This window comes from Streptomyces sp. NPDC058665 (genome assembly GCF_042714995.1).
Lineage (GTDB): Bacteria > Actinomycetota > Actinomycetes > Streptomycetales > Streptomycetaceae > Streptomyces.
Window position 1 is genome coordinate 94,293 of record NZ_JBHXRX010000004.1, and the last position, 24,735, is coordinate 119,027.

23 protein-coding genes and 1 pseudogene are annotated in these 24,735 nt (G+C 70.3%); 18 read left to right on the forward strand and 6 right to left on the reverse strand.

Translation table 11 applies throughout. From position 1 onward, the window contains the following. Positions 1–103 precede the first annotated feature (103 nt). A complete protein-coding gene (locus ACFWV8_RS03700; RefSeq protein ID WP_384197655.1) occupies positions 104–847 on the reverse strand; it encodes a helix-turn-helix domain-containing protein in 744 nt (247 codons plus the stop codon). Positions 848–950: 103 nt separating this feature from the next. Here ACFWV8_RS03700 and ACFWV8_RS03705 point away from each other — a divergent pair, with 103 nt between their 5' ends. The 11 genes from ACFWV8_RS03705 (at position 951) to ACFWV8_RS03755 (ending at position 14,527) form a co-directional block, all read left to right on the forward strand. Beyond that, positions 951–1,757 carry a siderophore-interacting protein gene (locus ACFWV8_RS03705; RefSeq protein ID WP_384197657.1) on the forward strand — a complete coding sequence of 269 codons (807 nt, stop codon included), beginning with the start codon at positions 951–953 and terminating at the stop codon, positions 1,755–1,757. A 98-nt stretch (positions 1,758–1,855) separates the two neighbouring features. After that, positions 1,856–2,785 (forward strand): dihydrodipicolinate synthase family protein, encoded by a 930-nt coding sequence (locus tag ACFWV8_RS03710; protein ID WP_384197659.1) that lies wholly within the window; start codon positions 1,856–1,858, stop codon positions 2,783–2,785. After that, a complete protein-coding gene (locus ACFWV8_RS03715) occupies positions 2,785–4,230 on the forward strand; it encodes an aldehyde dehydrogenase (NADP(+)) (protein WP_384197661.1) in 1,446 nt (481 codons plus the stop codon). The genes ACFWV8_RS03710 and ACFWV8_RS03715 overlap by 1 nt, the downstream gene beginning before the upstream one ends. Positions 4,231–4,329: 99 nt before the next feature. Beyond that, complete coding sequence (locus ACFWV8_RS03720) at positions 4,330–5,346, forward strand: sugar ABC transporter substrate-binding protein (protein ID WP_384197662.1); 1,017 nt, start codon at positions 4,330–4,332, stop codon at positions 5,344–5,346. Next, complete coding sequence (locus ACFWV8_RS03725) at positions 5,334–6,899, forward strand: sugar ABC transporter ATP-binding protein (RefSeq protein WP_384197664.1); 1,566 nt, start codon at positions 5,334–5,336, stop codon at positions 6,897–6,899. The genes ACFWV8_RS03720 and ACFWV8_RS03725 overlap by 13 nt, the downstream gene beginning before the upstream one ends. Next, positions 6,896–7,897 carry an ABC transporter permease gene (locus ACFWV8_RS03730; protein ID WP_384197666.1) on the forward strand — a complete coding sequence of 334 codons (1,002 nt, stop codon included), beginning with the start codon at positions 6,896–6,898 and terminating at the stop codon, positions 7,895–7,897. The genes ACFWV8_RS03725 and ACFWV8_RS03730 overlap by 4 nt, the downstream gene beginning before the upstream one ends. Positions 7,898–7,926: 29 nt before the next feature. Continuing rightward, positions 7,927–9,966, forward strand: a complete 2,040-nt coding sequence (locus ACFWV8_RS03735) for a hydantoinase/oxoprolinase family protein (RefSeq protein WP_384197668.1) — start codon at positions 7,927–7,929, stop codon at positions 9,964–9,966. Next, positions 9,963–11,675: a hydantoinase B/oxoprolinase family protein gene (locus ACFWV8_RS03740; protein WP_384197670.1), complete on the forward strand. Its 1,713-nt coding sequence runs from the start codon at positions 9,963–9,965 to the stop codon at positions 11,673–11,675. The genes ACFWV8_RS03735 and ACFWV8_RS03740 overlap by 4 nt, the downstream gene beginning before the upstream one ends. Continuing rightward, the gene (locus ACFWV8_RS03745) at positions 11,672–12,883 is read left to right on the forward strand and encodes an amidohydrolase family protein (RefSeq protein WP_384197672.1); all 1,212 of its coding nucleotides are present in this window, start codon (positions 11,672–11,674) and stop codon (positions 12,881–12,883) included. The genes ACFWV8_RS03740 and ACFWV8_RS03745 overlap by 4 nt, the downstream gene beginning before the upstream one ends. After that, positions 12,880–13,761 carry an LLM class flavin-dependent oxidoreductase gene (locus ACFWV8_RS03750; protein WP_384197674.1) on the forward strand — a complete coding sequence of 294 codons (882 nt, stop codon included), beginning with the start codon at positions 12,880–12,882 and terminating at the stop codon, positions 13,759–13,761. Before ACFWV8_RS03745 ends, ACFWV8_RS03750 begins: the two co-directional genes overlap by 4 nt. 88 nt (positions 13,762–13,849) lie before the next feature. Then, entirely contained in the window at positions 13,850–14,527 is a 678-nt protein-coding gene (locus ACFWV8_RS03755) for a GntR family transcriptional regulator (protein ID WP_329378065.1), read from the forward strand. A 92-nt stretch (positions 14,528–14,619) separates the two neighbouring features. Here the strand turns inward: ACFWV8_RS03755 and ACFWV8_RS03760 are convergent, their stop codons facing one another. Together ACFWV8_RS03760 and ACFWV8_RS03765 are read right to left on the reverse strand one after the other, a co-directional pair. Continuing rightward, complete coding sequence (locus ACFWV8_RS03760; RefSeq protein WP_384197676.1) at positions 14,620–16,803, reverse strand: MMPL family transporter; 2,184 nt, start codon at positions 16,801–16,803, stop codon at positions 14,620–14,622. A 5-nt stretch (positions 16,804–16,808) separates the two neighbouring features. Further along, a complete protein-coding gene (locus ACFWV8_RS03765; RefSeq protein WP_384197677.1) occupies positions 16,809–17,024 on the reverse strand; it encodes a hypothetical protein in 216 nt (71 codons plus the stop codon). A gap of 233 nt (positions 17,025–17,257) precedes the next feature. Here ACFWV8_RS03765 and ACFWV8_RS03770 point away from each other — a divergent pair, with 233 nt between their 5' ends. From ACFWV8_RS03770 to ACFWV8_RS03800, 7 genes and pseudogenes are all read left to right on the forward strand, one after another. Next, positions 17,258–17,908, forward strand: a complete 651-nt coding sequence (locus ACFWV8_RS03770; RefSeq protein WP_384197678.1) for a GntR family transcriptional regulator — start codon at positions 17,258–17,260, stop codon at positions 17,906–17,908. Between the two features lie 44 nt (positions 17,909–17,952). Continuing rightward, positions 17,953–18,702, forward strand: a complete 750-nt coding sequence (locus ACFWV8_RS03775) for a PIG-L deacetylase family protein (protein WP_384197680.1) — start codon at positions 17,953–17,955, stop codon at positions 18,700–18,702. Further along, entirely contained in the window at positions 18,699–19,409 is a 711-nt protein-coding gene (locus ACFWV8_RS03780) for a 4-carboxy-4-hydroxy-2-oxoadipate aldolase/oxaloacetate decarboxylase (RefSeq protein ID WP_384197682.1), read from the forward strand. The genes ACFWV8_RS03775 and ACFWV8_RS03780 overlap by 4 nt, the downstream gene beginning before the upstream one ends. Further along, on the forward strand, positions 19,406–20,494 hold the full coding sequence (locus tag ACFWV8_RS03785; protein WP_384197684.1) for a 4-oxalomesaconate tautomerase: 1,089 nt from the start codon (positions 19,406–19,408) through the stop codon (positions 20,492–20,494). Before ACFWV8_RS03780 ends, ACFWV8_RS03785 begins: the two co-directional genes overlap by 4 nt. A 10-nt stretch (positions 20,495–20,504) precedes the next feature. Beyond that, a pseudogene (locus ACFWV8_RS03790) lies at positions 20,505–21,135 on the forward strand (VOC family protein); the annotation flags it as partial. Between the two features lie 376 nt (positions 21,136–21,511). After that, positions 21,512–21,883 (forward strand): M24 family metallopeptidase, encoded by a 372-nt coding sequence (locus tag ACFWV8_RS03795; RefSeq protein WP_384197685.1) that lies wholly within the window; start codon positions 21,512–21,514, stop codon positions 21,881–21,883. 13 nt (positions 21,884–21,896) lie between these two features. Then, positions 21,897–22,193, forward strand: coding sequence for a hypothetical protein (locus tag ACFWV8_RS03800; RefSeq protein ID WP_384197687.1), 297 nt, complete (start codon positions 21,897–21,899; stop codon positions 22,191–22,193). Between the two features lie 34 nt (positions 22,194–22,227). Here the strand turns inward: ACFWV8_RS03800 and ACFWV8_RS03805 are convergent, their stop codons facing one another. The 3 genes from ACFWV8_RS03805 to ACFWV8_RS03815 form a co-directional block, all read right to left on the reverse strand. Next, complete coding sequence (locus tag ACFWV8_RS03805; RefSeq protein WP_384197689.1) at positions 22,228–22,698, reverse strand: MarR family winged helix-turn-helix transcriptional regulator; 471 nt, start codon at positions 22,696–22,698, stop codon at positions 22,228–22,230. 67 nt (positions 22,699–22,765) lie between these two features. Further along, positions 22,766–23,434 (reverse strand): response regulator, encoded by a 669-nt coding sequence (locus ACFWV8_RS03810; protein ID WP_384197691.1) that lies wholly within the window; start codon positions 23,432–23,434, stop codon positions 22,766–22,768. Then, complete coding sequence (locus tag ACFWV8_RS03815) at positions 23,431–24,615, reverse strand: sensor histidine kinase (RefSeq protein ID WP_384197693.1); 1,185 nt, start codon at positions 24,613–24,615, stop codon at positions 23,431–23,433. The genes ACFWV8_RS03810 and ACFWV8_RS03815 overlap by 4 nt, the downstream gene beginning before the upstream one ends. Positions 24,616–24,735 lie beyond the last annotated feature (120 nt).

The window sequence follows — 24,735 nt, forward strand, 5'->3', positions numbered from 1 at the left end:
CCGCCCAGGTGCGGCGTGGTGATCACCACTGTGAGCTCTCCGTACGGTGCGTCCAACCGGCAGATGGACAGCTGATACCGGAAACCCGCCAATCTGCCGGCCGCTACGGAAGCCTGGGGCTGCCCCGCAGATCTGCCTGGTAGCTGCCCGGGGTCTGGCCGACGACGGAGCTGAAGGCGTCGATGAAGCTGGAGGGGTTCGACCACCCGCACGTCATCGCCGTGTCGGTGACCGAGGTGCCGTCGGTGAGGTGGGCCAGGGCGTGGTGGATACGCAGGATGGTGCGCCACTGGTGGAAGCTCATGCCGAGTTCGGTGTGGAACAGGCGGCTCAGGGTGCGTTCGCCGGCTCCCGCGGCGCGTCCCAGCTCGGCCAGGGTCGCGGGCCGCGCGGGATCGGCGTGCAGGAGGTCGGTGGCGGCGCGCAGGCGGTCGTCGCGGGGTTCGGGCAGGTGCAGTGACTGCTCGGCGGTGTCCTGGAGTTCGTCGATGACTACCGCGAGCAGCCGGGTGTGGGCGCCGGGGCGGGTTTCCGGCCGCTCGTCGGTCAGCGCGAGGACGGCTTCGCGCAGCAGGGGACTGACCGCGAACACGCTGGGGTGGTCCACGAGTTCACCGCACAGGCCGATCGGGACGGTCAAGAGGCGGGCGTCGGTGCGGCCGTAGAAGCGATGGGAGTGGGCGAAGCCGGGTGGCGTCCACGTCACACGGTTGGCAGGTGCGACCCAGGTGCCGCGTTCGGTCGTGGTGGCGAGCGTCCCGGCAGCCGCGTAGACGAGCTGCCCCTGGTCGTGGGTGTGGGGATCGAGGCGGTAGCCGTGCGGCAGCCACCCGGCGCCGCTGGGCATGGCCTGCGGTTCCGGTGGGCCTGGAGAAGGCTGGCGGGTTTTCGGCATCGGATGACAGTTTACCGGTGGTACGTCGTCCCGTATTCGCCGGACAGTAGCTGCCATGAGCCCTCATCCGCGCCACCGGCGCATGCTGACACTCACCGTTCGGGCCGCCGAGCGCGTCAGCCCACACTTCATGTCCGTCACGCTGGGCGGCGCCGACGTCCAGCACCTTGAGCGGAGCGGGTACGACCAGTCGGGCCGGCTGTTCTTCGCCGACCCCGGCAACGACGAGGTCGTGCTGCCGACCGGCGGGCGGTGGATGCTCCAGCACACCTTGCGGAGTGGCAGGCGACGGCCACGCGTCAGGTCGTACTCGATCAGGCGGTTCCGGCCGGAGGCCTCGGCGTTCGATCTGGAGATCTCACTCCACGAGGAGGACGGACCGCCGGCGCCCGGCACTGCCTGGGCGCTGGCGGCCAGGCCCGGCGAGACGGTCGCGTTCCTCGACGAGGGATACGGCTACCAACCCTCGACAGGCGCCCGGTGGCAGCTACTTGTGGGTGATGAGAGCGCGCTTCCGGCGATTCTCGCGATTCTGGAGCGCTCGGCCGGAACGCTGCCCGCCGAGGTCTTCCTTGAGGTCCCCGCCGTTGAGGACATCCGCCACGATGTCGTCACACTCCCCGGAACCACCGTCAACTGGCTGCCCCGCCAAGGCGATACGAAGACCCCGGCGAAGCCGGGCTCCCTCGCGCTGGAGGCGGTGAAGAGTGCCCGGCTCCCGGAAGGGCCCTTCTACGCCTGGACCGCGGGCGAGGCGTCGCTGGCCACCGGCGTTCGCCGGCATCTCGTCGGCGAACGCGGCGTCCCCCGCTCCGACGTCTCCTTCCGTGGCTACTGGAGATACGGCCGAGCCGCCCTGTAGGGCGCGGACGCGTCTTTTCCATGCGCGATGCCTACTCATGGCGTGTGGCATGTGACATGGTACTGCTCATTGCGACCCCATCGAATGAGAGGCAGACCATGCCCGGCAAACAATTCGACCTCGGCGGCGTCATCGTCGCGACGACGCTGCCCTACAAGGCGGACAGCTCCGCCCCCGCGGGACTCGCCGTCGACTACGACCGCTACGCCGAACACTGCGACTGGCTGATCGGCAACGGCTGCCGCGGTGTCGGACCCAACGGCTCGCTCGGCGAATACTCGTCGCTCACCGACGAGGAACGGCGCCGCGTGGTCCAGGTAGCCGTCGAGGCGGTGGGCGGGCGCGGGCTGGTGGTGGCCGGTGTGCACGGCGCGGGCTGGCATCAGGCCAAGCGCTGGGCCGAGTTGGCCAAGGAGGACGGCGCCGACGGTGTGCTCGCCCTGCCGCCGACCCTCTACCGGGCCAGCGACGAGCAGGTGGTCGACCACTACCGGCACATCGCCGAGGTCGGCCTGCCGATGATGATCTACAACAACCCGTTCGACACCAAAGTCGATCTCGTGCCCCAACTGGTCGCGCGGCTCGCCGAGATCGACGAGGTGGTGGCGGTCAAGGAGTTCAGCGGGGACGTCCGGCGAGCCTTCGAGATCAGCGAGCTCTGCGACATCGACATCATCGCGGGCGCCGACGACGTGCTCCTGGAGCTGATGCTCGACGGCGCCGTCGGCTGGTTCGCCGGGTTCCCCAACACCTTCCCTGCGGAGTCCGTCGCGATCTACGAGCACCTGGCGGCCGGCCGGTACGAGCAGGCGCGGGAGCTCTACAAGCAACTGGTCACGGTGTTCCGCTGGGACTCACGGACGGAGTTCGTGCAGGCCATCAAGTTGGGGATGGACATGGTCGGCCGGTTCGGCGGTCCGTGCCGCCCGCCACGCGGGCCGCTCACCCCGACCCACGAGAAGCAGGTGCGGGCCGCCATGGAACGCGCGATCTCCGGAATCGCCGCACTCTCCTCCGAGGAGGGCTGATGGACCTGACCGAGACCTCCCCCGCCGAGCGGGCACGCGTGCTCAACGCGATAGCGGACGAACTGACGGCCGCCGCCGGGGAACTGATACCGCAGGCGATGGCCGAGACCGGGCTGGCCGAGGCGCGGCTGGCCGGGGAGTTGAAGCGTACGGTCGTGCAGCTGCGGATGTTCGCCGACGTCTGCGCCGCGGGGGAGTTCCTCGACGTACGTATCGACGAGGCCGACGCGGGATTCGTCCTGGGCCCCCGTCCCGACCTGCGGCGGTTCAATCTGCCGGTGGGCCCTGTGCTGGTGTTCGCCGCGAGCAACTTCCCGTTCGCGTTCTCGGTCGCCGGCGGTGACACGGCCTCCGCGCTGGCCGCCGGCTGTCCGGTGGTCCTCAAGGCGCACCCCGGCCACCCGCGTCTGTCGGCGCTGACCGCCGAGAAGGTGCGCTCCGCGCTGGTCAAGACAGGCCTGCCCGCCGAGACTTTCGAAGTGGTCTTCGACCAGGACGCCGCCGTACGGCTGTTGCGCGAGGACCGGATCGCCGCGGCGGCGTTCACCGGGTCCTTCAAGGTCGGCCGGCTGCTCGCCGGGATCGCCGCCGGACGCGAGCGCCCGATCCCGTTCTACGGTGAACTGGGCAGTGTGAACCCGGTTGTTGTGACGCCGGGCGCGCTGGCCGAACGCGCCGACGCGATCGCGTCCGGCTTCGTCGCCAGCGTGTTCGGTTCGGCCGGGCAACTCTGCACCAAACCCGGCTTCCTGTTCCTTCCCGAGGGCCACGGCCTCGCCCCCAGCCTCGGCTCGGCTGCGGACGCGGTGCCGAGCCACCCACTCCTGTACCAGGGCATAGCCGCCGCCTACACCGAGCGCCGTGCCACCGTGCTCGCCACCCCGGGACTGTCCGTACTCGCCGAGGGAGCCGTGGGGGACGAAGCGGACGGTGGGACCCGGGCCGCACCGACCCTGGTCGAGGTGAGCCTGGACGAGCTGCTGAAGCGGCGCGGCACACTCCTCGACGAAGCGTTCGGCCCGCTGTCGATCGTCGTGCGCTACGCCCCGGACCACCCCGACCAGTTGGTGGAGGCGATCGGTGAGCTGTTCCCGGGCGCGCTGACGGCCACGGTGCACCGTGGCGCCGGGGAGAACGACGCGTGGCTGCGCCGGCTCGTCGCGGTGCTGAGGGAACGCGTGGGCCGTTTGCTGTTCGACGGCTGGCCGACGGGTGTCGCGGTGACTCCCGCGATGCAGCACGGAGGTCCTTATCCGGCCACCACCGCTCCGGGGACGACGTCTGTAGGCACCGCCGCGATCGAGCGCTTCCTGCGGCCTGTGACCTTCCAGAACTGCCCGCCGGAGCTGCTGCCTGCGGCGCTGCGCGACGACAACCCCTGGCGGGTTCCCCAGCGCCGTGCGCCCGCCGGCGAATCGCTGAACTGGGGAAACCACTCCGTCTGAGACAACTGGCCGAAACACAGTTGTTACCGTCGGACTCTTTCGCCGAGTGTGCAGTGTGACATATCACTGTGCCACAGCAATCAAACCGGAGGCTCTCCGATGAACAGTTTGCGTATCTCCGGCACCGTGGCCCTGACTGCCACCGCCCTCCTGCTCACCGCCTGCGGAGCCGCCGATTCGGCCGGCTCGGACGGCGACACCCTCAAGGTCGCCGTGCTCGCGGCTTCCAGCCAGAACGGCTACAACCAGGCCGTCTACAAAGGCGTGAAGGAAGCCGCGGCCGCGTCCGGCAAGAAGATCGACCTGAAGCTCCTCGACGGCCAGTTCGACTCGAACACACAGCTGTCGCAGCTCCAGAACGTCACCAGCACCGGAAACTACGACGGTGTCGTCGTCGTGCCGAACGACGGTGTCGGCCTGGCAGCGGCATTCCCGCTGTCCAAGAAGATCCCCGTCGCGACGGTGCTCAACCCCGTCGGACCGGACATCAACAAGATGGAACCGCAGGTCGACGGCGTGGTCACCACCGTCGGTGTGCCCCCCTCCATGGCCGCGGAGAAGCAGGCCGACGGTGTGGTCACCTACTGCGCCGAGATCAATCCCTGCAATGTCGTACTGCTCGTCGGCAACCTGTCGACGCCGCTCGACGTGGCCCGCCGTGACGCCTACAACAAGGTGCTCGGCGCCCACCCCAACATCAAGGTGGTCAGCACGGTCGAGGGCCAGTACGACAGGGACACCTCGCTCAAGGCGATCAGCAACGTGCTCCAGGCCCACAAGGACATCAACGTCATCCTGTCGAACGCCGACCAGGAGGCCGCGGGAGCCCAGATCGCCCTCCAGAACGCGGGCATCAAGCCGAGCAGCATTTATCTGACCGGCGCCGGCGGCACCAAGGACGCCGTGGCCGCCGTCCGCGCGGGCACATGGAAGGGCGCGTACATCAACTTCCCCGCGAGCATGGGCAAGGCGGCGATGGAGGAGCTGGTGAAGGCGATGGACGGAGGCACGGCGAAGGCCGTCGTCAACGCGGACGACATCGGCGGGACCGAGCCGTACGCGACCAAGGAGACGCTGACCAAGACCCCGGATTTCACCGGCGAGTGGAACGGCTGACGCCGATGGTCACCGCCCAGCCGGTCGTCGAGCTCACCGGCATCACCAAGCGGTTCGGCGGAACAGTGGCCCTGGACGCCATCGACCTGGCGGTGCACGCGGGCAGCGTGCACGCCCTGGTCGGGGAGAACGGGGCAGGGAAGTCCACCCTCGGCAAGATCGTGTCCGGTGTCTACACGCCCGATTCCGGGCATGTCCGGGTCGACGGTCAGCCGGTCGGGCGGTGGGACACGGTACGGGCGCAGCGGCGCGGGCTCGTGATGATCGCTCAGGAGCTCTCGCTCGTACGTGATCTGACGGTGTCCCAGAATGTGTTCCTCGGTGTCGAGCAGAGCCGATTCGGCCTTCTGCGACATGACCAGGGCCGCCGGTTCGCCGAGCTCGACGAGATCACGGGGTTCGGCCTCGACCCCGACGCACGGGTCGGCGATCTGCGTATCGCCGACCAGCAGAAGGTCGAGATCCTGCGCGCGCTCGCCCGGCAGGCCAAGGTGATCGTGATGGACGAGCCGACCTCGTCGCTCACCGCACACGAGACCCGGCGGCTGCACGAGGTGATCCGCCAGCTCACCGCGCAGGGACGGGCGGTCGTCTATGTGTCGCACTTCCTCGACGCCGTGCTCGAAGTCAGCGACACCGTCACGGTGTTGCGCGACGGTCGGAAGATCCGTACGGCGCCGGCGGCGGACCAGACCAAGTCGTCCCTGGTGGAGGCGATGCTCGGCCGGGAGCTCGCCGTCTCGTTCCCGCCGCTGCCGCCCGCGCCCCGCCCGGAGGTGGCACCGCTCCTCAAGGTGGAGGCGCTGGCCAGCGAACGGGGTGTGAAGCGGGCCTCGTTCGAGGTACGGCCCGGCGAGATCGTCGGTCTGCTGGGGCTGGTCGGCTCCGGACGCACGGAAATCGCCCGCGCCCTGATCGGCGCCGACCGGGTCACCGCCGGAAGCGTCACGCTGGCCGGCCGCGCGCTCGGCCGGACGACGCCCCGGCAGAGCCGTGACGCGGGCCTGGTGCTGGTCCCCGAGGACCGGCACGGGCAGGGTCTCGTACTCCAGCGCAGCGTCACGGAGAACATGACGCTCCCCTCTCTGAGCCGGTTCTCCCGGCTCGGTGTGATCGACCGAAGGGCGGTCGGCAAACAGGTGGACGAGCTGGTCCGCCGCCTGGAACTGCGCCCGGCCAGGCCCGAGTTGCCGGTGCAGAGCTTCTCCGGCGGCAACCAGCAGAAGGCTCTGATCGCCAAGTGGCTGGTCGGCGACCCGAAGCTGGTGATTCTCGACGAGCCGACCCGCGGCGTCGACGTCGGCGCCAAGCTCGCCATCTACGAACTCATCGCCGATCTGGCGGTCCGCGGCATCGGGGTGCTGCTGATCTCCTCGGAACACGAGGAAGTACTCGGCCTCGCCCACCGGGCCCATCTGGTCAGCCGCGGCGAGGTACTTGACGAGGTGGACCCGCGCGGCCTGGCCGTCGAAGACGTTCTCCGGCGGCTGTTCGACGTCGCGGACCCGGCCGGAACAGGCGAAGCAGGAAAGGCAAAGGAGTCCGTCCAATGACCGCCACCGAAACCTCGCGCGAGACCGGCGCGGGTGCCGCCGTCCACGGCGGCACCCCGATCGGCCCCCGAGTCATCGCCTTCGCCCGGGACTACGCGGCACTGATTCTGCTGGTCGCGGTCTTCGTGACGCTGTCGATCATCTCGTCGTCGTTCCTGTCCTTCACCAACATCATGAATATCCTCAACCAGAACGCACCGCTCGCGATCATCGCCGTGGCCGGTACGTTCGTCATCGTCTCGGGGGCGTTCGACCTCTCCACGGCGGCGATGTACTCGGTCGTCAGCGTGGTCGCCGCGTCGATCGCCACGTCCACCGGCAGCGTATGGCTCGCCCTGCTGGCCGCACCGGCACTCGGCCTGGTGATGGGCGCCCTCAACGGGCTGGCCGTGACCCGTCTGAACGTGCATTCGTTCCTCGCCACACTCGCCTCCAGCCTGGTCTACAAGGCCGTCGCCGTGCTGGTCACCGGCGGTTCGCTGATCACCGTGACCACGAGCGGCTTCTCCGAACTCGGGCGCGGCAAGGTCGCCGGGATCTTCTTCTCTGTCCTCATCCTCATCGCCGTCTTCGCCGTCGCGTCTCTGCTTCTCAACGGCACCGTCTTCGGCCGGCATGTGTTCGCCGTCGGCGGCAACCCGGAGGCGGCTCATCTCTCCGGCGTACGCGTGGACCGCGTCAAGGTCATCGTGTTCGCGCTCAGCGGTCTGGCCGTCGGCATCGCCGGCGCGATCGGCGTCTCCCGCCTCGCGTCCGGTCAGCCACAGGCGGGCACCGGGCTCGAACTACAGGCCATCGCCGCGGTCATCCTCGGCGGCAGCAGCATCTACGGAGGGATCGGCGCGGTCTGGCGCTCGCTGGTGGGTGTCTTCCTGATCGCCCTGATCGGCAACGGCTTCGACATCCTCAACGTCAATCCGCAGATGAAAGACCTGGTCACAGGCGTCATCATCCTGGCCGCTGTGGCGCTGGCAGCCGCCGACCGCCGCCGGCGCTGACCACTTCCCTGAACGCTGAAAGGTTGAACATGGCTGAAGTACGCGTCGCCGTCGATGTCGGCGGCACCTTCACCGATGTGGTGAAACTCGTCCCGCAGACCGGGGAACTGCGGTTCGAGAAGGTGACCACCACCCCCGCCGAGCCCACCGAGGGGGTGCTCGCGGCCTTCGCCGCCGCCGAGGCGGCGCTGAGCGAGGTGACGACCTTCAACCATGGCTCCACGCTCGGCCTCAACTCGCTCCTGACCCGGACCGGCGCCAAGGTGGCGGTGGTGGCCACCGCTGGTTTCCGTGACGTCTATCTGCTCGGGCGCACCGACCGGCGGCCGATGTACGCGCTCACCTACCGCAAGCCCGAAGCCCTGCTGAAGCGGCGGGACACCTTCGAAGTGGTCGAGCGTTCGCTGTTCGACGGCAGTGTCGCGACGCCGTTCGACGAGGCAGGCGCACGTCTCGTCGCCGCCGAGATCGCCGCCGGCGGGTACCAGGCGGTCGCGGTCGCCTTCCTGCACGCGTACGCGAACCCGGCGCACGAACTCGCCATGCGTGAGGTCCTGCACGAGGTCGCGCCCGGCGTCGAAGTGACTCTGTCGCATGAACTGTCCGGCGAGTACCGGGAGTACGAGCGCACCTCGACAGCGGTCCTGGACGCGTACATCAAACCGATCATGCGGACCTACCTCGAAGCCCTGACGAAGCGGCTGGACGAGGGCGGCTTCACCGGCCGGTTCCTGATGTCGCGCTCCGGCGGGGGAGCGATGACAGCGGCAGCGGCGACCCGGCAGCCGGTCAACCTGATCCTTTCCGGTCCGGCCGGCGGTGTCGTGGGCGCCGCCTCACTGGCGAAGGTGATCGCCATCCCCAACCTGATCACCATCGACATGGGCGGCACCAGCCTGGACGCCTCGCTGGTTCTCGACGGCGAGCCGGTGCTGCACCAGGGCGCCGAGTTCGAGGGGCTGCCCATCAACACCACGTCCCTGAACATCCACACCATCGGCGCGGGCGGAGGCTCGATCGCCTGGCTGGACGCGGCCGGTGCGCTCCAGGTCGGTCCGCAGAGTGCCGGGGCATCGCCGGGACCGGCGGCGTACGGGCGGGGCGGCACCCGGCCCACCTTCACCGACGCCGCCCTGGTACTCGGCTACATGGGCAGTGACGTACCGCTCGGTGGCTCGCTGGTGCTCGACCAGGATCTCGCGGCCAAGTCGTTGCGGCCGATCGCCGATCAGCTCGGCATGAGCCTGCGTACGGTGGCACGCGGCGTCATACGCATCTCGACCACCAAGATCGTCGGCGCGGTCCGGGCGATCACCGTCGAACTCGGCCGCGATCCCAAGGACTTCGCGCTGCTCTCGTTCGGTGGCGGCGGCGGACTGGTCGCCGTGGACGTGGCCCGTGAACTCGGTATCCCGACCGTCATCGTGCCGCCGGGACAGGGCGCGTTCTCGGCACTGGGCATGCTGATGGCCGACGTGCAGCACGACTTCGCGCGCACCGATGTGCTCCCTCTGGCCTCCACGCCGGACTCGTACTTCGAAGAGGCGTTCGCCGCGATGGAGGCCGAGGCGAACACGGCCCTGGGCCAGGAGGGCTTCGGCCCCGAGAGCCGCGTCCTGCACCGCTCGGTCGACCTGCGCTACGCCGGCCAGGAACACGCGGCGACGGTGCCCCACCCGGCCGAGAACGTGGCCGACAGCCTCGCGGAAAGCTTCCGCGACCTCCACGAGCGGCTCTACGGCCATGTCATGGATGACCCGGTCGAGATCGTGACACTGCGGCTGCGGGCGGTCGGCCTCGTCGACAAGCCCGCCTGGCCCCTGCACCCCGAGCGCACCGCCGGGGAGCCCCCGGTGCTGGGCCGGCGCCAGGTCTTCGCCCACTCCGACACGGGTGTGCCCTACCGCCTGGTCAGCCGGGAGTCACTGCTGGTCGGCGACGTGATCGAGGGGCCCGCCGTGGTCGCCGAGCACACCGCCACCACCGTGTTGCACACAGGCGACCGGCTGCGCGTGGCGCGGCACGGCGAACTCGTCATCAGCGTCAAGGCCGAGGAGAAGGACCAGTGACCGACGCGATCACCCTTGAGGTCATCCGGCACGCGCTGCTCGCCACCGCCGAGGAGATGGCCCGCAACCTGTGCCGGACGGCGTACAACACCGTGGTGTACGAGATCCACGACTACGGGATCGGCGTGCACGACGTGAACGGCGACGTGGTCGCCGACGCACCCGGCATCGCGATCTTCACGCGGGGCAACGACTACGGGATCCGCCGGGCGGTCGAGCACATCGGCGCCGAGAACATGGCGCCCGGTGATGTGTTCCTGCTGAACTACCCCTACTGGTCGTCGGCGCACACACTGGACACCCTCGTCTTCGCACCGGTCCACGTCGACGAGCGGCTCATCGGCTTCGCCTCGTGCCGCATCCATGTGCTCGACCTGAAGCAGAAGAACCCCGGGTATGTGCTCGACTCGACCGACATGTACGAGGAAGGCATGTTCTTCCCGGGCTCGCGCCTCTACCGCGCGGGCGTGCCCAACCAGGAGATCTTCGACATCGTCCGCTTCAACTCGCGGATGCCGGAGAGGACCATCGGCGACCTGCAGGCCCAGGTCTCGGCCTGCGTGACCGGAGTACGGCGCACCCAGGAACTGGCCGCCCAGCACGGCACCGACGTACTCGTCGCCGCCATGGGGTCGATCAACGACCACGGCGAGCGACTGGCCCGGCTCGCGCTGGCCCAACTGCCGCGCGGCACCTGGAGCGCCACCGACATCGTCGACTCCGACGGCATCGACACCGATCGCGAGATCCTCCTCAAGGCCACGGTCACCGTCACCGAGGACGAGTTCGTCATCGACTGGACCGGCAGCGAACGCGACGTACGCGGCCCCATCAACCTGCCGGTGGGTCAGACGATCGCGCTCTCCAGTCTTGTGTTCAAGGCACTGACCACACCGGACACCCCGGTGGTGGCCGGCAACTTCGCCCCGCTGCGGGTCGTCACCGACCCCGGCAGCGTCATGCACGCCGTTCCGCCGATGCCCACGTTCACTCTGTGGACCGGGCTGCTCGCCGGCGAAGTCGTCCTCAAGGCGCTGGCACAGGGCATGCCGGAACGCATTCCCGCCTGCTCCGGCGGCGACGTCTCGTCCATGATGGGACTCGGTACGAACCCGCGGACGGGTCAGCCCTGGCTCGAAGCGACCAACGAGGCCGTCGGGTTCGGCGGACACACCGGTGGCGACGGCGAAGACGGCATCATGCACATGTCCGAGCCGGGATGCCGCAACAACCCGGTCGAGGTACTGGAACAGAAGTCGCCCATGTTCATCGAACGCTACGGCTATGTGCCCGACACCTCGGGTCCGGGCAGACATCGCGGCGGCGTCGGCGTCCAGCGCGTCTACCGGTTCACCGCGCCGTCCACCGGCATCGCGCTGGTCTACCGCACCAAGTCGGCTCCGTGGCCGATCGCCGGCGGCGAGCCCGCGGTCCCCGCCCGGATCGTGCTCAACCCGGGCACCGACCGCGAGGTCGTCACCCGCGGCAGCTACAACTCGCTCGCGGCGGGGGACGTACTCGCCAACATCACCGGCGGCGGGGGCGGTTACGGTCCCGCGTTCGAACGCGAGCCGGCCAGGGTCCTGGAGGACGTCATCGACGGTTTCGTGTCGGTCGAGGCGGCCCGGTCCGCCTACGGCGTCGTCATCACCCAACAGCCGTGGGCCGTCGACGAGTCGGCCACGGCACAGCTCAGGGCGGCCTCATGACCACCGCCGGCATGACCACCGCCGACCTCGTCATCACCGACGCGCTGCTGCACGAGGGCGAGCCCGCCGAAGCCGACGTGGTCGTCCACGACGGGCGGATCGTGGCCGTCGGACCCGGCGCGGGCAAGGGCCGTACCGCTTCGCGGACACTCGCCGCCGCGGGGGCTTCGCTCCTGCCGGGCCTGATCGACGCGCACTTCCACGCGTACGCGACCAGCCTCGACGCGTGGCGGCTGGAGAACGCGCCGCTCAGCTACGTCGCGCTGGCAGGCGCCCGGCGGCTGAGCCGGGCGCTGCGCCGCGGGTTCACCACGGTCCGTGACGTCGCGGGGGGCGACGCGGGCCTTGACGAGGCGATCGCCGCCGGACTGATCGAGTCCCCGCGATACCTGTGGACCGGCCCGGCCATGAGCCAGACGGGCGGTCACGGCGACCCGCGTGCCGCCGACACCGACGTCTGCTTCCACTCGGGGCCCATGAACCAGGTCGTCGACGGAGTGGACGACCTGCGGGTGGCGGCGCGCGACCGGTTCCGCCGCGGCGCGCACGCCCTGAAGATCATGACCTCCGGCGGTGTGGTGTCGCCCACCGACCCGATCAGGGTGCCGCAGTACTCGGCCGAGGAGATCCGGGCGGTCACCGAGGAGGCCCGGCGCCGCGGCAGTTACGTCGCCGCACACGCCTACTCACCCGAGGCGATCCGGCACTCGATCACCAACGGAGTGCGCTCCATCGAGCACGGCAACCTGCTGGACGAGGACACGGCCGTCGCGATGGCCGAGGCACAGGCGTTCCTCGTACCGACCCTCGCGGCCTACGACGCGATGGACAGGCGCTGGCAGGAGGTGGCCCTGAGCCCGGTGCAGCGCGCCAAGAACGCCGAAGTGCTGGACCACGGCCTCAGGTCGGTGCGGCTTGCCCAACAGGCCGGGGTACGCGTCGGGTTCGGGACCGACCTGATGGCCGATCTGGAAGACGACCAGTTGTGCGGGCTGAGACTCCAGGCCGAGGCGATCGGCTGGCAGGCGGCCCTGCGCTCGGCGACCCGAGTGAACGCGGAACTCGTCGGCCGGCCCGACCTGGGCCGCGTCGAGGTGGGCGCGACCGCCGATCTGCTTCTGCTGGACGGCCCGCTCACCGATGACGAGACGCTGCTCTGGGACGGAAGAAGGAACCGCACCGTGGTGCAGGGTGGAGTAGTGAAATGACGACTGTTCCCGTTCTGTCGTGTCTGGTCCTGCCCGACCAGACCCCGGCGGCATTCCTGGCCGGGGTCCGTGAAGCCGAGCAGGCCGGGGTGCGTACGGTCTGGACGTACGACCACCTCTCGTGGCGCGACCTGGCCGACGGGCCCTGGCTCGCGACGGTGCCGCTGCTCGCCGCGGCGGCCGGGGCGACGTCCACCGTGCGTCTCGGCGCACAGGTGGCGACGCCCAACTTCCGGCATCCGGTGCCGTTCGCGAAGGAGGTCATGACCCTCGACCATGTCTCCGCGGGGCGGCTGGAGTTGGGGGTGGGAGCGGGCGCGGAGGACGCCGACGCGCGCGTGCTCGGCCAGGCGCCGATGACCCGCAAGGAGCGCGGCAACCGTTTCGAGGAGTGGGCGACGCTGCTCGCCACACTGCTGGAGCAGGACCGCACCGACCACCGCGGCGTCTACTACAGCGCCGAGGACGCGCGCATGATCCCGGGCTGTGTGCAACGGCCCCGGGTGCCCCTGACCGTCGCCGCGGCGGGCCCTCGGAGCATGCGGGTGGCGGCACTTCTGGGCTCGGCCTGGGTGACGTACGGGCCGTATCGCCAGTCGCCGGCGCCAACGGAATGGCTGGCGGCGATCGCGGAGCAGAGCAGGAGCCTGGACACCGCCGTCGCCGAGGTGGCGCCGGGCAAGCGGATCCGCCGCATCGCACAGGTGGCGCTCGACGAGACGCGGCCGTTCAGGGACGCGGACACCTACCGGCAGTTCGCCCAGGACGTGGCGGCGGCGGGATTCGACGAACTCACCGTGCACTGGCCACGTTCCGACGGCCGGGGTGTGCCGGCCGCCGCTCTCGACACGGTGGTCGCCACCCACGCCGGATCCTGAGCGGGCACATCCGGCGGCGGGAAGACGCTCGGTAAGCTGTGCCATTGCACTGAGAGAGATTGGCTGTTGATTGGTGATGGGGATATTCATGGCGACTGCGGACAGCCCTCCTCTGGGGCCGCTCACACCCGGGAGCAGCCTGCGTGAGCGGGTCGAGGAGGCGATCGCCGCGGCCATCGTCTCCGGCCAGATGCCCGCCGGTGAGGTGTTCTCGGCCCCGACCCTGGCCGCTCGCTTCGGTGTCTCGGCCACACCTGTCCGCGAGGCGATGCTCAACCTCGCCAAGCGCGGCATGGTCGACATCGTCCGCAACAAGGGCTTTCGCGTCACCGCGGTGAGCGAGGACGAACTGCGCGCGATCGTCGACGTACGCCAGCTGCTGGAAGCCCCCGCGGTCGGACGGCTCGCGGGCAAGCTCCACGAGGCGGACCTGGCACACCTGCGCGGCCTGGCCGAGGAGATCGTACGGGGCGCCCGCGACGCCGACCTGGCCCACTACCTACAGGCCGACACAACATTCCACCTCACCGTGCTGAAGCTGGCCGGCAACCCGAGGCTGCACGACATCGTCGCCGACCTGCGCGCCCAGACGCGGCTGACAGGCCTGGCGGATCTGGTGGCGACGGAGGAACTCCAGGCGTCCGCCCGTGAACACCTGGACCTGCTCGACCTGTTGGAGGCGGGGGCGGCCGAGGAGTGCGAGCGGCTGATGGTCAGGCACATCGGCCATGTGCTGGGCTGGTGGGCCGGTCACACGGAGGCGTGACGGGTGATGTTCCCGTGGTACGCCCGTGAGTTGCGCGGATGTGCTCAGCCGGGTATCCGGAGCTGAGCACATCCGCGGGCTGTTACGGCCGGTCAGGCGTCCGTGGGGCGTTCGATCGACACCTTGGGCAGTTTCCGGGCCAGCGCCGCCGGTAGCCACCACGCCCGTTTGCCGAGCATCTGCATGACGGCGGGGACGATGAGGCACCGGATGACCAGCGCGTCCAGGAGGATCGCCACCGCGAGGCCGAGTCCGAACTGCTGGAGCATGCGGTCGGAACTCATGACGAACGCGGCGAAGACGACGATCATGATGGCTCCCGCCGCGGTGATGACCTTGCCGGTGGAGGCGAGTCCTTCACGCACCGCGAGTGAGTGGTCCTTGGTGCGGGTCCATTCCTCGTGGATGCGTGAGATCAGGAAGACCTCGTAGTCCATGGAGAGTCCGAACACGATCGCGAAGATCAGTGCGGGGATGAAGGCTTCGATGGGTCCTGGCTGTGCTCCGAGCCAGCCGTGCTGGAAGACGAGGGTGATCACACCCAGTGCGGCGGAGATGGACAGCAGGTTGAGGATGGCCGCCTTGACCGGGATCCAGATGGAGCGGAAGACCAGCAGGAGCAGCAGCGAGGAGACGCCGACGACGACGGCGACGAACAGCGGCAGCCGGCCGGCGAGTGTTTCGGAGACGTCCTGGGACGCGGCGGTGGCACCGCCGACCAGGACCTCCGCCCCGGTTTCGTTCTCCAGGACAGGTGCGACGTCGTCGCGCAGATGGTGGACAAGGTCCACGGTCCCCTCGTCCTGGGGCGAGGTCGTCGGGTAGACGAAGACGGTGGACAGGGCGCCGTCCTCGGAGGGCAGGGCGGGGCTGGCCGCGGCGACACCGTCCGTCTTGGCCAGTTCGCCCTGGACACTGCGGCCGGCTCCTTCGTCGCCCTTGACCAGGACGATGAGGGGGCCGTTGAAGCCGGGACCGAAGCCTTCGGCCAGCAGGTCGTACGCCTGCCGGGAGGTGGTGGCCTCGGGGTCGTTGCCGGAGTCGGCGAAGCCCAGGCGCATGCTCAGCGCGGGTGCGGACAGGGCGAGCAGGGCGATGACGCCGACCAGGAGGGTCGGGATCGGGCGGCGCTGCACGGCCAGCGCCATGGCGCGCCAGCGGCTGCCCTCGGTCTTCCCCTTGGCGGTGGCCTTGGTGGCCTGCTTGAGGACGTGGCGCTGGATGTGTCCGCCGAAGAGTCCCAGCAGCGCGGGCAGAAGCACCAGAGAGGCGGCCATGGTGACCAGGACGGTGACGGCCACCGCGAGGGCGATGCCCTGGAGGGAGCCGAGGCCGAGGGCGACCAGGCCCAGCAGGGCGACGATGACGGTGCAGCCGGCGAAGAAGACGGTGCGGCCGGCGGAGTCGAGTGCTTTACGGGCCGCCTCGGCGGGCTGGACACCGGCCAGGAGTTCCTGGCGGTAGCGGTAGAAGATCAGCAGCGCGTAGTCGACACCGACGCCGAGCCCCACGAGCATCAGGATGGGCGGGGTGAAGTCGGCGACGGTGAACAGGTGAGAGGCCAGGGCGATCAGGCCGATCGCGCCGCCGACCGCGAAGAGCGCGGTGATCAGCGGCAGGGACGCCGCGAGCAGGGAGCCGAAGAGCAGGACGAGGATGACCAGGGCGGCCACGATCCCGGCGAGCTCGGCGGTCGGCGCCTCCTTGTCCTCCGCGTTGCGCGCGGCCTCGCCGCCGACTTCGACCTGGAGCCCTTCGGTCTCGATGTCCTGGGCGGTGTGAATGATCTTCGCGACGTCCTCCCTGGGGACGTCCTCCGTCTTGCCGTCCAGCGTCACGGACGCGTAGGCGATGGTGCCGTCCTTCGACACCGCCGAGGCGTCGGTGAACGGGCTGCGGACATCGGCGACGCCTGCCATCCCCTTCACCTGGGCCAGCATCGGAGCGACGGTGTCCTCACGGCCGGCGATGCCCTGCGGGTCCTTGAAGACGATCTCGACGCTGTCACCGGCCTGGTCCGAGCCGTGCTTCTTGAACAGGTCGGTCGCCGCCTGCGAGTCGGTGCCCGGCAGGGTGAAGTCGTTCTTGTAGGCGGAGCCTGCGGCCATGGAGCCGAGCGTGATGGCGGCCAGAACGGCCACCCAGAGCACGATGGCGGCCCAGCGATGGCGCTGCGCCCAGCCGGCCAGGGCGCCGAACCGGCCGACGCGCGCCTGGTCCGGCTGGTCGGGCGGGGGCGGGGCGAAAGGCGCGGCGGAGCCGCGAGGGGAAGACACGCTATCTACCTCGAATTCCAGCGAGTGTGACCTGGTGTGAGAGCCGCGCCCACCACGGCACCGCTCACCGCGGGTACGCCGATCGCCAGGGCGGCGAAGATGCCGCCGACCGTCATGGAGAACGTTCCGGCGGCGGCAACCAGCAGGATTCCGGCGGCGGTTCCCACGAGCGTGCCGGCAAAGGCAGCACTGGCGCGGCCGGAAGTGGTGGGCGAAGTCATGCCCTTGATCCTGCGGTGGCGGGCCGGTCCGGGGCGTCGGCCCACGGCTGACACCATGCGTACCCCACCGGTAGTAGGCCTCGGCCGGGCCGTACCCCAGCGGACGCAAGCGGCGCCGGACCGGCTCACCCCTGGGCGGCGGGCTCCGCCGTCAGACAATAGTCGGACGAAATTGTTGACAATATTGTCCGGCTCGCTCTACGTTCGACCGGCAGCCACTCAGGAAGGGCGCCATGCCGACAGAAGTCCGTCCAGGCACCGGGAAGCAGGCCAGGCAGCACGCTCTCGTGGAGCTGCGGCAGGCCATCCTGCGGGGCGAGATGGCACCGGCCCAGCGGCTGGTGGAGAACGAGCTCGCCGAGCGGCTCGGTGTGACACGGGCCAGCGTCCGGGCGGCGCTGATCGAGCTGGAGTCGGAGGGACTGGTCGAGCGGATCCGCAACCGCGGTTCGCGGGTCCGGGTGGTGACCGTCGAGGAGGCGGTCGCCATCACCGAGTGCCGCATGGCCCTCGAAGGACTGTGCGCCGCCAAGACCGCCGTCCGCGCGAGCGACGAACAGCTGACCCAACTGGCGGACCTGGGCGCGGCGATGACCAAGGCCGTCGCCGACGGCGAACCGCTGACCTACTCCGACCTCAACCATCAACTGCACGCCAGGATCCGGGAGTTCTCCGGGCAGCGGACGGCCGTGGAGCTCCTTGAGCGCCTCAACGCACAGCTGGTGCGCCACGGTTTCCAGCTCGCGCTGAGACCGGGACGTCCCCAGCAGTCCTTGAACGAGCATCTGGCAGTGATCGCCGCGATCAGGGCCAGAAACCCGCAGGCGGCCGAAGAGGCCGTCCGCGCCCACCTCGGCAGTGTGATCGACGCCTTGCGCGACTGACGGGGCCGAGACGGGCGCACACCGGCCCGAAGGAGAGCTGACCGATGACGTACGGCAACGCGCCCGCCCCACAACGGTCCACGCTGGTCGTCACCGCGCACGCCGGGGACTTCGTGTGGCGGGCGGGCGGAGCCATCGCCCTGAGCGCCGCCCGCGGAGAGAAGGTCACCATCGCCTGTCTGACCTTCGGCGAGCGCGGTGAGTCCGCCAAGGCCTGGCGCGAGGGCAGGAAACTGGCGGAGATCAAGGCGATACGGCAGGACGAGGCCGAGCGCGCCGCCGCCACCCTCGGTGCCGGCGTCCGCTTCTTCGACGCCGGCGACTACCCGCTCACCGCCACCGCCGAGCTGACCGACAAGCTGGTCGAGGTCTACCGCGAGACCCAGCCCGACGTCGTGCTCACCCACCCGGCCGACGACCCCTACAACGGCGACCACCCGGCCGCCAACCGGATGGCGCTGGGGGCCAGGATCCTCGCCCAGGCCATCGGCTACCCGGGCCCCGGCGAGATCATCGGCGCCCCGCCGGTCTTCTTCTTCGAGCCGCACCAGCCGGAGATGAGCGGCTTCAGACCCGAGGTCCTGCTCGACATCACCGAGGTGTGGGACACGAAGCGCGAGGCCATGGAGTGTCTCGGCGCCCAGCGGCACCTGTGGGCGTACTACACCGATCTCGCCGTCCGCCGCGGTGTCCAGCTCAGGCGCAACGCCGGACCGAACCTGGGCCTGGCGCACAACACCATGGCCGAGGCCTACATGCGGCCGTTCCCCCAGATCGCGAAGGAGCTGGCATGAGCGGAGTCATCGTCACCAACCCCCCGAAGGCGGCGGCGAAGGACGTCGACGCGCTCGCCGGTTACGGGGTCGCCACCGTGCACGAGGCGATGGGCCGCACCGGTCTGCTCGGCACGCGTCTGCGTCCGATCCAGCGGGGCGTCAGGGTCGCGGGCACCGCGGTCACGGTGCTCTCCTGGCCCGGCGACAACCTCATGATCCACGCCGCCGTCGAGCAGTGCGGCGAGGGCGACATCCTGGTCGTCACGACCACCTCGCCCTCCACCGACGGCATGGTGGGCGAGTTGTTCGCCACCGCGCTCCAACGGCGCGGCGTACGCGGCCTGGTCATCGACGCGGGCGTCCGCGACACCGCCGAACTCCGCGAGGTGGGTTTCCCCGTGTGGTCCGCCGCCGTGTCCGCGCAGGGCACCGTGAAGGCGACCGGTGGCTCGGTCAACGTGCCGGTCGTGATCGGCGGCCAGATGATCCGCCCCGGCGACGTGATCCTCGCCGACGACGACGGCGTGGTGGTCGTGCCCCGCGAGCGCGCAGGCCGGGCGGCCGGGGCGTCTGAGGCCCGCGAGAACAAGGAGGCCGCCGCGCGCGCCGCCTTCATCGGGGGCCAACTCGGCCTGGACCGCTACGGGTTGCGCGAGACGCTGGCACGGCTGGGCGTGACGTACAAGTCCCACGAGGAGTACGAGACGGACGGAGCGGGGTCATGACCGGCCCCGGAGGGGCACGCTGCATGCTGATGCGCGGCGGCACCTCCAAGGGCGCCTACTTCCTGGCCGATGACCTGCCCGCCGACACCGCCGCGCGCGACGAGCTGCTGCTGCGGATCGTGGGCAGCCCCGATCCGCGCCAGATCGACGGCCTGGGCGGGGCGCACCCGCTGACCAGCAAGGTCGCCGTGGTCTCCAGGTCGGACGATCCCGAGGCGGACGTCGACTATCTGTTCCTCCAGGTCGCCGTCGACCGGCCCGAGGTCACCGGCCGGCAGAACTGCGGCAACATCCTGGCCGGGGTAGGCCCGTTCGCCGTCGAACGCGGACTGGTCGCCGCGGGGGATGACCGCACCTCCGTACGCATCCGCATGCTCAACACCGGTGACCTCGCCGTCGCGAGCTTCGCCACCCCCGGCGGCCGGATCGACTACACCGGCACCACCGAGATCTCGGGGGTGCCGGGTACGGCCGCACCCGTGATGATCGAGTTCCCGGTGGGCAGGAGCCCCCTGCTGCCCACGGGCCACGCCCGCGACACCGTCGTCGGCCTGCCGGTGACCTGTGTGGACAACGGCATGCCGACCGTACTGATCGCCGCGGCCTCCCTCGGCGTCACCGGCTACGAGACCCCACGGGACCTGGAGGAGGACTCGGATCTCGCCGAACGGCTCCGGGAGATCCGGCTGAAGGCGGGCAGGGCGATGGGGCTCGGCGATGTCGAAGCCGTCACCGTGCCCAAACTCAGCCTGCTCGCGCCCCCGCGGCACGGCGGCGCGGTCATGACCCGCACCTTCATCCCGGTGCGCTGCCACACCTCCATCGGTGTGCTCGGCGCGGCGAGCGTCGCCGCCGGGCTGCGCGTCGACGGAGGCGTCGGCCAGGGCGTGGCGCGCCTGCCCGCGCACGGGGACCGGCTGCGTATCGAACACCCCACCGGATTCCTCGAAATCGAGGCCGGTGTCGAGTACGACAGCGCCGGCGCCGCCCCGGTGGCCAGGCACACCGCCGTCGTACGCACCGCACGGAAGATCTTCGACGGCACGGCCTTCCCCCGGCCGGCCGGCGCCGCACCTCACCACTAAGGAGGCCCGCATGGCCCCGCCTCTCGGCGACATCGCCCACCTCGGGCATGTCGAACTGCTCACCCCCGACCCCCACGGCAGCGTCCGGTTCTTCACCGAGTACCTCGGCCTCACGGAGAACGGCCGCTCCGGTGACTCCGTCCATCTGCGGACCTGGGACGACTACGAGCACCACAGCCTCACCGTCACCGCCCACCCGACGTCGGGCATCCGCCGTACCGCTCTGCGCGCCTCCAGCGAGGCGGCCCTCCAACGCCGGGTGAAAGAGATCGAGAGAACCGGCCGGCGGGCGCTGGGTGGAGGACGAACCGGGTCTGGGCCCGCTGTACGTCACCACCGACCCCGACGGCCATGAACTCGCCCTGTACTGGGAGAGCGAGTGGTACCGGGCGCCGGACCAGCTGAAGCCGGGCCTGAAGAACCAGCCGCAGGCCAAGCCGGGCCACGGGGTCGGGGTGCGCCGCCTGGACCACGTCAACTACCTCGCCGCCGACGTCGCGTCCAGCGGCGGCTTCGTCCACGAGGTGCTCGGCGCCCGCCCCACCGAGCAGATCCGGCTCGACAGCGGCCGGATCGCCGCCCAGTGGCTGACCTTCACCAACAAGTCGTACGACGTCGTCTACATCGCCGACACGATCGGTGTCACCATCTTTCCGCGCGAGGGCGACCCGATCCTGATCCTCGGCGGCGAGCACAGCAACTACGCCGTGGAGCGCCCCCATTGGATCGAGGACCGGATCAGCGCGACACCGTTCGGCTCGACCGCCCCCGAGTACGGGCAGGTCACCGCGGAGGTGCTCCGCCGGCGCGGCCTGGTGGCGCGGCGTACGGCCATCGCAGGGCTACGCGGCGACGAGTACTCCTCGGTCCGACAGCCCGAGGGCTACGCGGCGCACACCACCGTGGCACGCGTCGCGGAAGCCGTCGGCACCGAGAACGTCGTCGACGGGACCGTAATCCTTGGACGCGCACGGTACGTCAAGGGCGTGGAGGAGATCGCCCCGCCTCGCGGCCAGTGTGCGCGCGGGCGAGGCGGCGCTCGCCGCGATGGCGGCCTCGGCCCGGGAGGGTGTGGCCCAGGCCGAGGTGTTCGGGCAGATGCTGCTGGCGCAAGTCCGGGCAGGCGCGGACGTGTTGCACATCGCCTGGGCACCCGGCCCGTGGGGCGCGATGCGGCATCGATACGTGACCCCGCCGCCGGGAGTCCTCGCACGGGGCACATACGTCGCCACGGAGCTGATGCCCGAGATCCGGGGCTACCAGGCCCAGGTGGCCCAGCCCCTGGTGGTCGGGTCCCCCTCGGCCAGGGCACGCGAGATCTTCGAGCGCAACGCGGCGGCGTTCGACATCGCCCGGGAAACGATGCGGCCGGGGGAAACTGTGGGGTGATGTCTTCGCGGCCGTGGAGTCCGCGGCGGGCGCGGACGACGGGCACATGCTCACCCTTCTCCACGGCCGCGGGCTCGGCAACGACGGACCGCTGCTCATCCCCAACCGCGACGTGTCCCATCTGGCCGAGCTGCCGATCACGGCGAACACCACATTCATCCTCAAGCCGTTCCTTGAGGTACCCGAGGCTCCCACCCCTTCGCCGCGGACCCACGACGTCACGTGGGGCGACACCGTCGTCGTGACCGAGACGGGCGCCGAGCGGCTGGGGACCCGCCGGCGCGAGCTGACCGTCGTCGACGGAGCGTGACAGGGGGACCCCCGGCGCGCGCGGCGCCCGCCCGCTACTTCGCCACGCTCCGGCGTGACCGAACCGCCGTCGCCCCGCCCCCGACGTTGCGCGCGTCGATCGCGTGGAGCAGCTTCTTCAGCTCAAGCCGCTCACCGGACGCGAGCTGGGTCATCAGGCGGTCGTCCGCGATACGCACCGCCGCCTCGGCCTCCTTGAAAAGGGCCTTGCCCTTGGTCGTCAGCCGGGCGGGCAGGCTCCTGCCCGACGACACCGTCGCCGGCCGCTCGATCGCGCCCATCTCCTGGAGATCCCGCACGACCTTGTTCATCGCCTGCGGCGACACACCGGCATGGCGGGCCAGTTCCGCGTTGGACTGGGACGGGAACATGGACAGGTTGCGCATACACACGAACTCCGGCAACCCGATGCCGAGCGGCTGGAGTTCCGCCGCCGTAAGCGGACGCAGTGCGGCCATCACCTGGTAGAGCAGGAAGCCCAGCGGCTGATCTTCATATTCACGCATATCAAGGAGTTTGACACACCCGTGCCGATCGCTCGGTGAGACGGTCGCCACCCGCCCCCACGTTCCGCTACGGCTTCGCCTGGACCAGCCCCGCGTCGTACGCGATGATCACGGCCTGGACGCGGTCCCTGGCCCCGATCTTGGCGAGGACCCGGCCGACGTGCTTCTTCACCGTGGATTCGGTGAGGACGAGCCGTTCGGCGATCTCCGCGTTGTTCCAGCCCCGGCCGATGGCGACGAGTACTTCCCGCTCCCGCCCGCTGAGGGCGGCCAGCGCGGGATCCTCGGAGGCGGGGGTCCCGGCGCGGGCGAGCACCTGGTGTGCGTAGGCGTCCAGCAGCCGCCGGGTCAGGCTCGGGGCCACGACGGCGTCGCCGGTGGCGACCGCGTGGATGCCGGCGACGACCTCCTCGGGGCGGGCGTCCTTGAGCAGGAACCCGCTGGCTCCGGCGCGCAGACCGTCATGGGCGTACTCGTCGAGATCGAAGGTGGTCACGATGAGGACGCGCGTACGGCCGCCGGCGGCGGTGATCCGGCGGGTCGCCTCCAGACCGTCCATGCCGGGCATACGGATGTCCATCAGCACGACGTCCGGGCGCAGTTCGGCTGCCATCCGGACGGCCTCCGCGCCGTGCTCGGCCTCGCCGACGCAGGTCAGGCCGGGGGTGCCCGCGATGAGCATGCGGAAACCCATGCGTTGCAGGGGCTGGTCGTCCGCGATCAGCACAGTGGTCATGGCGGTGGTTCTTCTCCTGGTGCCGTCGGGGCGGGTCTGTCGGACGAGTGGAGTACGACGTCGACGAGCCAGCCGGGCCGGTCGTCGCGCGGGCCGATGGTGGTGGTGCCGCCGTACAGGGCGGCCCGTTGGCGGATGCCGACCAGGCCGTGCCCGGCATCGTCGGACCGCGGCGCCGGCCCGCCTGCCTCCGGCGGCGCTCCGGTGTCGGCGATCCGGATGCGGACCTGTCCGGCGTCCGACGTCACGGTGACCTCGGCTGCGGAGCCGGCACCGGCGTGCTTGAGGGTGTTGGTCAGGGCTTCCTGGACGATGCGGTAGACGGTCAGCTGCACGCTGCCGCCGAGTGTGTCGAGGTCGCCCACGGTGCGGTAGGTGACGCCCAGTCCCGCGGTGCGGACCCGCGCCAGAAGGGCGTCCAGATCGCGGATACCCGGCTGTGGGCTGAGCGGCCGTTCACCGTGCTGCTCCTCGCGCAGGACGCCGAGGACCCGCCGCAGTTCGCTCATGGCCTGGCGGCCGGTGTCGCCGATGATGCGCAGAGGCTGTTCGGACTGCTCGCCCCTGCTGGCGGCGAGTACCGCGGCGCCGTCGGCGACACCGACCATGACAGAGAGGTTGTGGCCGACGATGTCGTGCATCTCGCGGGCGACACGGGAACGTTCGGCGGCGACGGTGAGCTGTTCGCGCTGGTCGCGTTCGATCTCCAGACGCCTGGCACGGTCCTCAAGCGCGGTCAGATACATCTGGCGGGTACGCAGCGTCAGCCCGACGGCGGCAGCCGCGGTGACCGTCCCCAGCTGGAAGAACAGGCTCTGCAGCCAGTGTTCCCCCGGCAGCAGGACGAGGACAGGGACCAGTACCTGCGAGACGGCCACGACGGCGGCCCAGCCCAGCAGCCGCTGAGGACCGTGGCGGGCCACGGTGTACAGGGCGACGAGCGCGGCGACCCCGGCAGCCAGCTGGAGGCCCAGCGCTCCCTGAACGACGGTGACCAGAGCGATCACGAAGTACACCTGGGCCGGGGCGCGGCGGCGCCACCACAGCGGCACGACGAGCGCGGCGGACACCACGTACGAAACAGCGATCGGCAGGGTGGCGCGGTCATCGGGCTCCCCGAAGGGTCCGTCGTTGACACCGGAGAGCAGGTCGGTCAGGCCGATCGCCGCGACGATCAGCACCACCGCGGTGTCGAGCAGCCAGGGATGCCGCTGGTTCAGCCTCTGCAGATGGCGCTGGTGCCGCAGCAGCCGGTCCAGCAGGGAATGTCCCCAGGCAGCCTCGGGTCCGGGGGCGGCGGG